Origin of the sequence: Acidovorax delafieldii 2AN (genome assembly GCF_000175235.1) — a bacterium.
Lineage (GTDB): Bacteria > Pseudomonadota > Gammaproteobacteria > Burkholderiales > Burkholderiaceae_C > Acidovorax > Acidovorax delafieldii_B.
This window is the reverse complement of the sequence record NZ_ACQT01000156.1, coordinates 1-8,899: the sequence shown is the minus strand read 5'-3', so window position 1 is coordinate 8,899 and position 8,899 is coordinate 1. Positions and strand designations below refer to the sequence as shown.

Annotated in this window: 7 protein-coding genes; 1 reads left to right on the top strand and 6 read right to left on the bottom strand. The window is 65.1% G+C overall.

Annotated elements, in window-relative coordinates; translation table 11 throughout:
* The 5 genes from ACDELDRAFT_RS15905 to ACDELDRAFT_RS15885 all read right to left on the bottom strand — a co-directional run.
* The coding region (locus ACDELDRAFT_RS15905) for a DUF1631 family protein (protein ID WP_005798624.1) at window positions 1-730 on the bottom strand (730 nt) is incomplete at its 3' end.
* Window positions 731-747: 17 nt separating this feature from the next.
* On the bottom strand, window positions 748-1,698 hold the full coding sequence (gene secF, locus ACDELDRAFT_RS15900) for a protein translocase subunit SecF (protein ID WP_005798622.1): 951 nt from the start codon (window positions 1,696-1,698) through the stop codon (window positions 748-750).
* A gap of 92 nt (window positions 1,699-1,790) precedes the next feature.
* A complete protein-coding gene (gene secD / locus ACDELDRAFT_RS15895; protein ID WP_005798621.1) occupies window positions 1,791-3,674 on the bottom strand; it encodes a protein translocase subunit SecD in 1,884 nt (627 codons plus the stop codon).
* Window positions 3,675-3,833: 159 nt separating this feature from the next.
* Window positions 3,834-4,169 (bottom strand): preprotein translocase subunit YajC, encoded by a 336-nt coding sequence (gene yajC / locus ACDELDRAFT_RS15890; protein WP_040329516.1) that lies wholly within the window; start codon window positions 4,167-4,169, stop codon window positions 3,834-3,836.
* A 300-nt stretch (window positions 4,170-4,469) separates the two neighbouring features.
* Window positions 4,470-8,042 carry an indolepyruvate ferredoxin oxidoreductase family protein gene (locus ACDELDRAFT_RS15885; protein WP_005798619.1) on the bottom strand — a complete coding sequence of 1,191 codons (3,573 nt, stop codon included), beginning with the start codon at window positions 8,040-8,042 and terminating at the stop codon, window positions 4,470-4,472.
* Window positions 8,043-8,208: 166 nt separating this feature from the next.
* Here ACDELDRAFT_RS15885 and ACDELDRAFT_RS15880 point away from each other — a divergent pair, with 166 nt between their 5' ends.
* Window positions 8,209-8,712 (top strand): Lrp/AsnC family transcriptional regulator, encoded by a 504-nt coding sequence (locus ACDELDRAFT_RS15880; protein WP_005798617.1) that lies wholly within the window; start codon window positions 8,209-8,211, stop codon window positions 8,710-8,712.
* Here the strand turns inward: ACDELDRAFT_RS15880 and ACDELDRAFT_RS25785 are convergent.
* The coding region (locus ACDELDRAFT_RS25785; protein WP_232504793.1) for a hypothetical protein at window positions 8,709-8,899 on the bottom strand (191 nt) is incomplete at its 5' end. The genes ACDELDRAFT_RS15880 and ACDELDRAFT_RS25785 overlap by 4 nt on opposite strands.

Genomic DNA, 8,899 nt, shown 5'->3' with positions numbered 1-8,899 from the left:
CCTCCCGCGTTTGCGCCAGGGCCTGGGATGCCAGGCCGCCCGGGGCGGTGTCGCCCGCACCCACGGTTCCGCCTTCGGTCCGCCGCACGCGCGAGCGCAGGTCGTTTTGCGGGGTGACGCCCTGCTCCACATAGAACACGTTCACCGCCTGGTACTGTTTTTGCAGCAGGTTGGCCAAATCGCGCTGCAGGGGGTCGACCACGGTCAGCAGATCGGTGCGCTGCATCCCTGCCTCGACCCATTGCTCCACCACGATCAGGCAGACGGCTTCGGGGCGCAGGATGTCGTTGCTGTCGAGGTCCTGGCCTTCAAGTGACTGCGTGCGCTGCCGGACGGTATCGAGCTGATGGCTGACCTGCTCGTTGACCGTGAGGGCCATGCGCGAGGCAGCGATCTTGTTTTCAACCACGTCGTCGCTGAGCAATTCGAACTGGCTGGCGCCAGCGGGCATCGGGGTGCCCCGCGTGGTGCTGATGTGCGGGGCCAGGGCCTCCCGCAGGCCACGCCCCATGTTCGCCACCCAGTCGGTGTGGTGCTGCTGAAACTGCAGCCAGGCATCGCGCCGGGCCTGCATATCCCGCTGCGTGCCTGTCTGCGACACGAGCTGCGACAGAAAATCGAGAACGGTCTTGTCGAGGTCGGGAAGGCCCGCACAGATGCCTTCCACGAACTTCTGGCGCGCCTGGCGTGCCAGGCGACGCTGCGGAACGGAAGGCAGTGGTGCGGGCATGCGTCAATGGTAGCGGGTCAGACCGTGGCCCCGGCATTGGGGTCGTTGGGGTCTTCGTCCTTTTTGGCCACCTTGACCAGGTCTTCGCGCTTCACGCCCAGCCACATGGCGATGGCCGCCGCCACGAAAACCGACGAGTAGATACCGAACAGGATGCCGATGGTGAGCGCCAGCGCAAAATAGTGCAGGCTGGGGCCGCCAAAGAAAAACATCGACAGCACCATCGCCTCGGTGGAGGCGTGGGTGATGATGGTGCGGCTCATGGTGCTGGTGATGGCGTGGTCAATCACCTCGTGCGTGTTCATCTTGCGGTATTTGCGGAACGCTTCGCGGATCCGGTCGAAGATCACCACCGATTCGTTCACCGAATAGCCCAGCACGGCCAGCACGGCGGCCAGCACCGACAGCGAGAACTCCCACTGGAAGAAGGCAAAGAAGCCCAGGATGATCACCACGTCGTGCAGGTTGGCGATGATGGCGGCCACGCCGAACTTCCACTCGAAGCGGAAGGCCAAGTAGACCACGATCCCCACCACCACCATGGCCAGCGCCATGAGTCCCCCGTGCACCAGCTCTTCGCCAACCTGCGGGCCGACAAACTCCGTGCGCCGCAGCGTCACGGCCGGGTCGCCTGCCTTGAGCGCGGCAATCACCTGCTCGCTTTGCTGGGCCGAAGTCACGCCTTTTTGCACGGGCAGGCGGATCATCACGTCCCGCGCGGTGCCGAAATTCTGCACCTGCACATCGGGGTAACCCATGCTGGCCACGGTCTCGCGCACCTTGGCGAGTTCCGCCGGCTGGCTGTAGGCCACTTCCATGACCGTGCCGCCCGTGAACTCCACCGACAGGTGCAGCCCGCGCGTGAGCAGGAAGAAGACGGCAAGGGCAAAGGTGATGAAGGAAATCGCGTTGAAGACCAACGCGTGCTTCATGAAAGGGATGTCTTTTCGGATGCGGAAAAACTCCATGATTGCTATTCCTTGGTTGGAGTTTTCAGAGGAAGCTCATGTGCGCGCAGCGCATGTGATGCTGGAACTAAGAATTCCATGGTCTTCCTCCTTTAGTTCGTCTTGGCCACGGCGGTGTCGGCGTCAGGCTTCCAGACCTGGCCGATCGACACGCTCTTGAGCTTTTTCTGGCGGCCATACCACAGGTTCACCACACCGCGCGAGAAGAACACGGCCGAGAACATGCTGGTCAGGATGCCGATGCAGTGCACCACGGCGAAGCCGCGCACGGGGCCGGAGCCGAAGGCCAGCAGCGCCAGGCCCACGATCAGCGTGGTCACGTTGGAGTCCAGGATCGTCGCCCACGCGCGGTCATAGCCCATGTGGATGGCCGCCTGGGGCGAAACGCCGTCGCGCAACTCCTCGCGGATGCGTTCATTGATCAGCACGTTCGAGTCGATCGCAACGCCCAGCGCCAGCGCCATGGCGGCGATGCCGGGCAGGGTCAGCGTGGCTTGCAGCATCGACAGGATGGCCAGCAGCAGCAGCACGTTCACCGACAGCGCCAGGGTGGAGAACACGCCGAACAACCGGTAGTACACGCACATGAACGCGGCCACGGCCACCATCCCCCAGACCACGCTGTGGATGCCGCGCGCGATGTTGTCGGCGCCCAGGCTCGGGCCGATGGTGAATTCCTCGATGATTTCCATGGGTGCGGCCAGCGAACCGGCGCGCAGCAGCAGGGCTGTATCGTTGGCTTCCACCGTGGTCATGCGGCCGGAAATCTGCACCCGGCCGCCGCCGATTTCGGTACGGATCACGGGCGCGGTCACCACCTCGCCCTTGCCCTTTTCGAACAGCACGATGGCCATGCGCTTGCCCACGTTCTCGCGCGTGATGTCGCGGAAGATGCGCGAGCCCTTGGCGTCCAGCGTGAGGTTGACGGTGGGCTCCTGCGTCTGGCCGTCGAAGCCGGGCTGGGCATCGGTGAGGTTCTCGCCGGTCAGGATGACCTGCTTTTTCACGATCACGGCCTGGCCGCTGCGGTCGAAATAGCGCTCGGCACCGAAGGGCACGGGGCCGCGGCCTGCCTCTGCGGCACGCGCCTCGGTGCCTTCGTCCACCAGGCGCACTTCCAGCGTGGCGGTGCGTCCCAGAATGTCCTTGGCCTTGGCCGTGTCCTGCACGCCGGGCAACTGCACCACGATGCGGTCCACACCCTGCTGCTGGATCACCGGCTCGGCCACGCCCAGTTCGTTGATGCGGTTGTGCAGCGTCGTGATGTTCTGCTTGAGCGCCTGGTCCTGCACGCGGCGCGTCGCCTCGGGCTTGATGGCCGCGCGCAGCTTGAATTCGCCGCCGTCGGGCGTGCTGGTGGTCTGCAGGTCGGTGAACTGGTCGGAGATCAGGTTGCGGGCGGCCGTCTGCGTGGCCTCGTCGCGCACCTTGATCTCGATCGCCTGGCCGTCACGGGTGATGCCGCCGTGGCGGATGTTCTTGTCGCGCAGCGCGGTGCGGATGTCACCCGCATACGACTCGGCCTTCTTGGTCAGCGCGGCCTGCATGTCTACCTGCAGCATGAAGTGCACGCCACCGCGCAGATCCAGCCCCAGGTACATGGGGCGGGCATGCAGGGCCGTGAGCCAAGCCGGCGAGCGCGACACCAGGTTCAGCGCCACGATGTACGACGGGTTGGCAGGGTCGGGGATCAGGGCTTTCTGGATCGCGTCCCGGGCCTTGAGCTGGTTGTCGGGCGTGTCCATGCGCGCGCGCACCGAGCCGGCGTCCAGGCTCACCAGGTCGGGCGTGAGACCCGCCGCCTTCAGCGCTTCTTCCACCCGCTGTTGCACGGCCGAATCCACCTTGACGGTGGCCTTGCCGGACGAAACCTGCACCGCAGGCGCTTCGCCGAAGAAATTGGGCAGGGTGTACAGGGCCCCCACCAGCAGCACGATCACCAGGATCGCGTACTTCCAGACCGGATAACGGTTCATGATCGCGCTCTTACCTCAGTTGTCCATGGCGCATGCAATGCGCCGGCCCCCCGCCAGGATGCCGTGGCGCTGGCTTGGCCAGCCCTGCGGCATCGCCCCCTTCCCGTGCGCGGCGCGCGGCAAGGAGGAAGCGGCACAGCCGCCCGGGGGGAGGGTTCTTCACTTCACCGTGCCCTTGGGCAGCACCTGCGCCACGGCGCTGCGCTGCACCTGCACTTCAACGCCGCTGGCGATCTCGATGTGCAGGAAGCCTTCGGACAGGCGGGTGACCTTGCCAATGATGCCGCCGGCCGTGGCCACTTCATCGCCCTTGGCGATGGCGTCAATCATGGCGCGGTGTTCCTTCTGGCGCTTCATCTGGGGGCGGATCATGACGAAGTACAGCACCACGAACATCAGCACCAGGGGCAGCATGCCCGTGAGCGAGGACATGATGTCGCCGCCACCAGCGGCGGCGGCAGGTGCGGTCTGGGCAAAAGCAGAAGAAATAAACACGAAAGAGACTCCACAACGGATGGACAAAACACACACGACCCGCCGCAGGCAAAGCACCCATGCGCCTGCGCAGGCGAAACGGACCATTGTATGCGGGCCTCCGCCCGATGCCCAAGGGCTAAGACCCAGGCCCGCGCCCGTGTTTGCCGGCCCAGCGTCGCACCGGGTGGCAGCCAAAGAAAAATTGGGCAAAAACCGCACCATGCGCTTGTTGGTTCTGCTTTTTTAGCTCTTTTTTTGATAGTAAAAAGCCCGCGCAAAGCGCGGGCTTTTTTGCAACCGGCCGTTGGCGCCCCGCGATCAGGCGGCCTCGCGCCGGGGCTCCGCCGCCGCGCCGCCGCGCCATTGCGCCATCAGGCCGCTCCATTTGGGCCGGGCCGCCTTCAGGTGCCGCTCCTTCACGTGGCCGTAGCCGCGGATGCCTTCGGGGATGCTGGCAATCTCCACGGCCAGTGGCAGCTTCTCGGGGGTCAGACCGGCCAGCAACTCGTCGATGCAGGCGCGGTATTCCACGATCAGGGCGCGCTCCATCCGGCGCTCATCGGTCTTGCCGAAGATGTCCAGTGCACTGCCGCGCAAACCCTTCATCTTTGCCAGCAGGCCAAAGGCGCTGCGCATCCAGGGGCCGTAGGACTGCTTGAGCAGTTCGCCCTTGTCGTTCTTCCTGGCTGTGAGGGGCGGAGCGAGGTGGTGCACCAGCTTGTAGTCGCCCTCGAACATGGCCGCGATCTTGTCCGTGAAGGCCTTGTCGGTGTGCAGGCGCGCCACTTCGTATTCGTCCTTGTAGGCCATCAGCTTGAACAGGTAGCGGGCCACGGCCTCGGACAAGCGGGTGGTGGTGCCCAGCTTCGCTTCGGCCGCCTGCACCTTCTCGACAAAGGCACGGTACTCGGCCGCGTAGGCCGCGTTCTGGTAACCCGTGAGGAATTCCACGCGCTTGCCCACCAACTCGGCCACGGAAGGCTTCTTGACGAACTGGATCACCTGCGCGGCCTGGAACAGCGCCTGCACCGACGCCAGATCGTGCGCGCAGCGCCGGCCCCATTCAAAGGCCGCCTTGTTGTTGTCGATCTGCACGCCATTGAGTTCCATGGCGCGCATCAGCGAGGCCAGGCTCAGTGGCACGCGGCCCTTCTGCCATGCGTAGCCCAGCATGAGCGGGTTGGTGTAGATGCTGTCGCCCAGCAACTGAACGGCCACCTGTTCGGCGTCGAAGCTGCCCACGTTGGAGGCGCCCACAGCGGCGGTGATGGCACTGTCGCAATTGGCCGCTGGAAACTGCCAGTTCGGGTTGGTCACGAAGGCGGCGGTGGGCGTGCCGTGCGAGTTCAACGCCACGAAGGTGCGGCCCGGCTGCATGACGGCCAGCGTGTATTTGCTGGCGGCCACGATCGGGTCGCAACCGATCACCAGATCGGCCTTGGCGGTGTCGACCTTGGTGGTGTAAATGGCCTCGGGCCGGTTGGCGATCTGGATGTGGCTCCAGGTGGCGCCACCCTTTTGCGCCAGGCCGCCGGCATCCTGCGTGACCACGCCCTTGCCGTCCAGGTGCGCGGCCATGCCCAGCAGCGAGCCGATGGTGATCACACCCGTGCCGCCCACGCCACCCACCACGATGCCCCAGGCCGTTTCGGCCACCGGCAGCACGGGTTCAGGAATGGCAGGCAGGCTGGACAGATCGCCCTTCTTTTCCTTCTTGGGCTTTTTCAGCGTACCGCCTTCCACGGTCACGAAGCTGGGGCAGAAGCCCTTGACGCAGGAATAGTCCTTGTTGCACGTGCTCTGGTTGATGCGGCGCTTGCGGCCGAACTCCGTCTCCACTGGCTCCACCGAGAGGCAGTTGGACTGCACCGAGCAGTCGCCGCAGCCCTCGCACACCAGCTCGTTGATAACCACGGTCTTGTCGGGCGTGGCCAGCGTGCCGCGCTTTCTGCGGCGGCGCTTTTCCGTGGCGCAGGTCTGGTCGTAGATGAGGACAGTGCAGCCCGGGATCTCGCGCAGCTCGCGCTGGATGCGGTCGAGTTCGTCGCGGTGGTGCACCGTCACACCCTCGGCCAGCGGCACACCGTCGTATTTCTGCGGCTCGTCGGTGACGATGACGATCTTCACGGCGCCTTCGGACTTGACGCTGTTCATGATCTGCAGTACCGAATGGCCTTCGGGCCGTTCCCCCACCTGCTGGCCGCCGGTCATGGCCACGGCGTCGTTGTAGAGGATCTTGTAGGTGATGTTCACGCCGGCCGCGATGCTCTGGCGGATCGCCAGCAGGCCGCTGTGGAAGTACGTGCCGTCGCCCAGGTTGGCAAACACATGCGCGTCCTTGGTGAAGGGCGCCTGGCCCACCCAGGTCACGCCCTCGCCGCCCATCTGCGTGAAGGTGGAGGTGCTGCGGTCCATCCACACCGTCATGTAGTGGCAGCCGATGCCGGCCACGGCCCGCGAGCCCTCGGGCACGCGGGTACTGGTGTTGTGCGGGCAGCCGCTGCAGAACCAAGGCGCACGCTCGCCCGTGTCCACCTTCAGCTCGGTCATCGCACGTTCGCTGGCTTCGATGACGGCGATGCGCGCATCCATGCGCGCAATGATGTCGCCGGGCACGCCCAGCTTCTTGAGGCGCTTGGCAATGGCCTTGGCGATGATGGCGGGCGTCAGATCGGCCTTGGGGCGCAGCAGCCAGTTCTGGCTGGGGTTGGGCATGCTCCACTCACCGCCCGAGTTGTCGCCCTCGATCTCGTCGAACTTGCCCAGCACGTTGGGACGCACATCGGCGCGCCAGTTGTAGAGCTCTTCCTTGATCTGGTATTCGATGACCTGGCGTTTTTCCTCCACCACCAGGATCTCCTGCAGGCCCTGCGCGAAATCGCGCGTGATGGTGGCTTCGAGCGGCCACACCACGTTGACCTTGTGCACGCGGATGCCCAGCTGGCGGCAGGTGTCGTCGTCCAACCCCAGGTCCATCAGGGCCTGGCGGGTGTCGTTGTAGGCCTTGCCGCTGGCGATGATGCCGAAGCGGTCATGGGGCCCCTGGATCACGTTGTAATTGAGCCTGTTGGCACGCACATAGGCCAGGGCGGCGTACCACTTGTAGTCCATGAGGCGCGCCTCCTGCTCCAGCGGCGCGTCGGGCCAGCGAATGTGCAGGCCGCCGGGCGGCATGGCAAAGTCCTCGGGCATCACGATCTTCACGCGGTCGGGGTCCACCGAAACGCTGGCCGACGACTCCACCACCTCCTGGATGGTCTTCATGCCCGACCACACGCCCGAGAAGCGGCTCATGGCGAAGGCGTGCAGGCCCATGTCGAGGATGTCCTGCACGCTGCTCGGGAAGAACACCGGCAGCCCGCAGGCCTTGAAGATGTGGTCGCTCTGGTGCGGCGCCGTGCTGCTCTTGCTGATGTGGTCGTCGCCCGCGATGGCGATCACGCCGCCGTGCTGGGCGGTGCCGGCCATGTTGGCGTGCTTGAACACGTCCGAGCAGCGGTCCACGCCCGGGCCCTTGCCATACCAGATGCCGAACACGCCGTCGTACTTCTTGCTTTGCGGGTACAGGTCGAGCTGCTGCGTGCCCCACACGGCGGTGGCGCCCAGCTCTTCATTCACGCCGGGCTGGAAAACGATGTTGTTGGCCGCCAGGTGCTTCTTGGCGGCCCACAGCGCCTGGTCATAGGTGCCCAGCGGGCTGCCGCGGTAGCCGCTGATGAAGCCGGCGGTGTTCAGGCCGGCCACCGCATCGCGCTGGCGCTGCAACATGGGCAGGCGCACCAGGGCCTGCACGCCGCTCATGAAGGCACGGCCGGCGCCCAGGGCGTATTTGTCGTCGAGCGTGACGGTTTCCAGCGCTTTGCGGATGTGTTCTGGCAGAGGGGCGTTCATGGGGATTCCTGTGGAGATGGCGCGCGGCCCCCGCCTTGTGGGCAGGGGCCGCCGGGCATGCGAAAGTTTGCAAAGCAGTTTATGCACTCTCGGGGGATATGTCCTTTCGTTTTCATGCGAGGTTTACCCTTGTTTTTGAAAGAAGCTTTCTTAAAATCGGTATTCAATGAACAATTTGGATAAATTCGACATCGCCATCCTCGGCGAGTTGCAGGCCGATGCCCGCCTGACCAACGCCGAACTCGCGCAACGCGTCGGGCTGTCGGCCGCGCCGTGCTGGCGCCGGGTGCGGGCGCTGGAGGAAGAGGGCTTCATCAAGGGCTACCGCGCCGAGATCGACCGGCACAAGATCGGCCTGGGCGTGCTGGCCTTCGTGCGGCTGGACGCCGACCGCAGCACCGGCAACCTGACCCGCGCCATGGAAGAGGCCATCCGGCAAATCCCCGAAGTGGTGTCGTGCCACTACATCAGCGGCACCGGCACCTTCGAACTGCAGGTGGTGGCGCGCGATCTGGACAGCTTCTCGCTGTTTGCGCGCGATGTGCTGCTCAACCTGCCCAACGTGAAAGACATGCACACCAGCTTCTCGCTGGGCGAGGTGAAGGCCAGCAGCGCCCTGCCGCTCACGCACCTGGCGCGGGGCACCGGCGTGGGCCAGGGGCGGATCTAAAACCTCAATGCTTCGAAACCAATAGCAAACTCCGAAGATTCAGCAAGCGCCAGGGCCCTCTTTGGCTCAAAATCCGCCAAAGCCCGGCATTTCGCCGGGTTGCGCGGGCCGCGCCAAGCGCCCGCCAGAGCAACGCCGCACAATGGCAGCACATGCCACCCCAGCCTCCCCACGACACCGTCCAGAG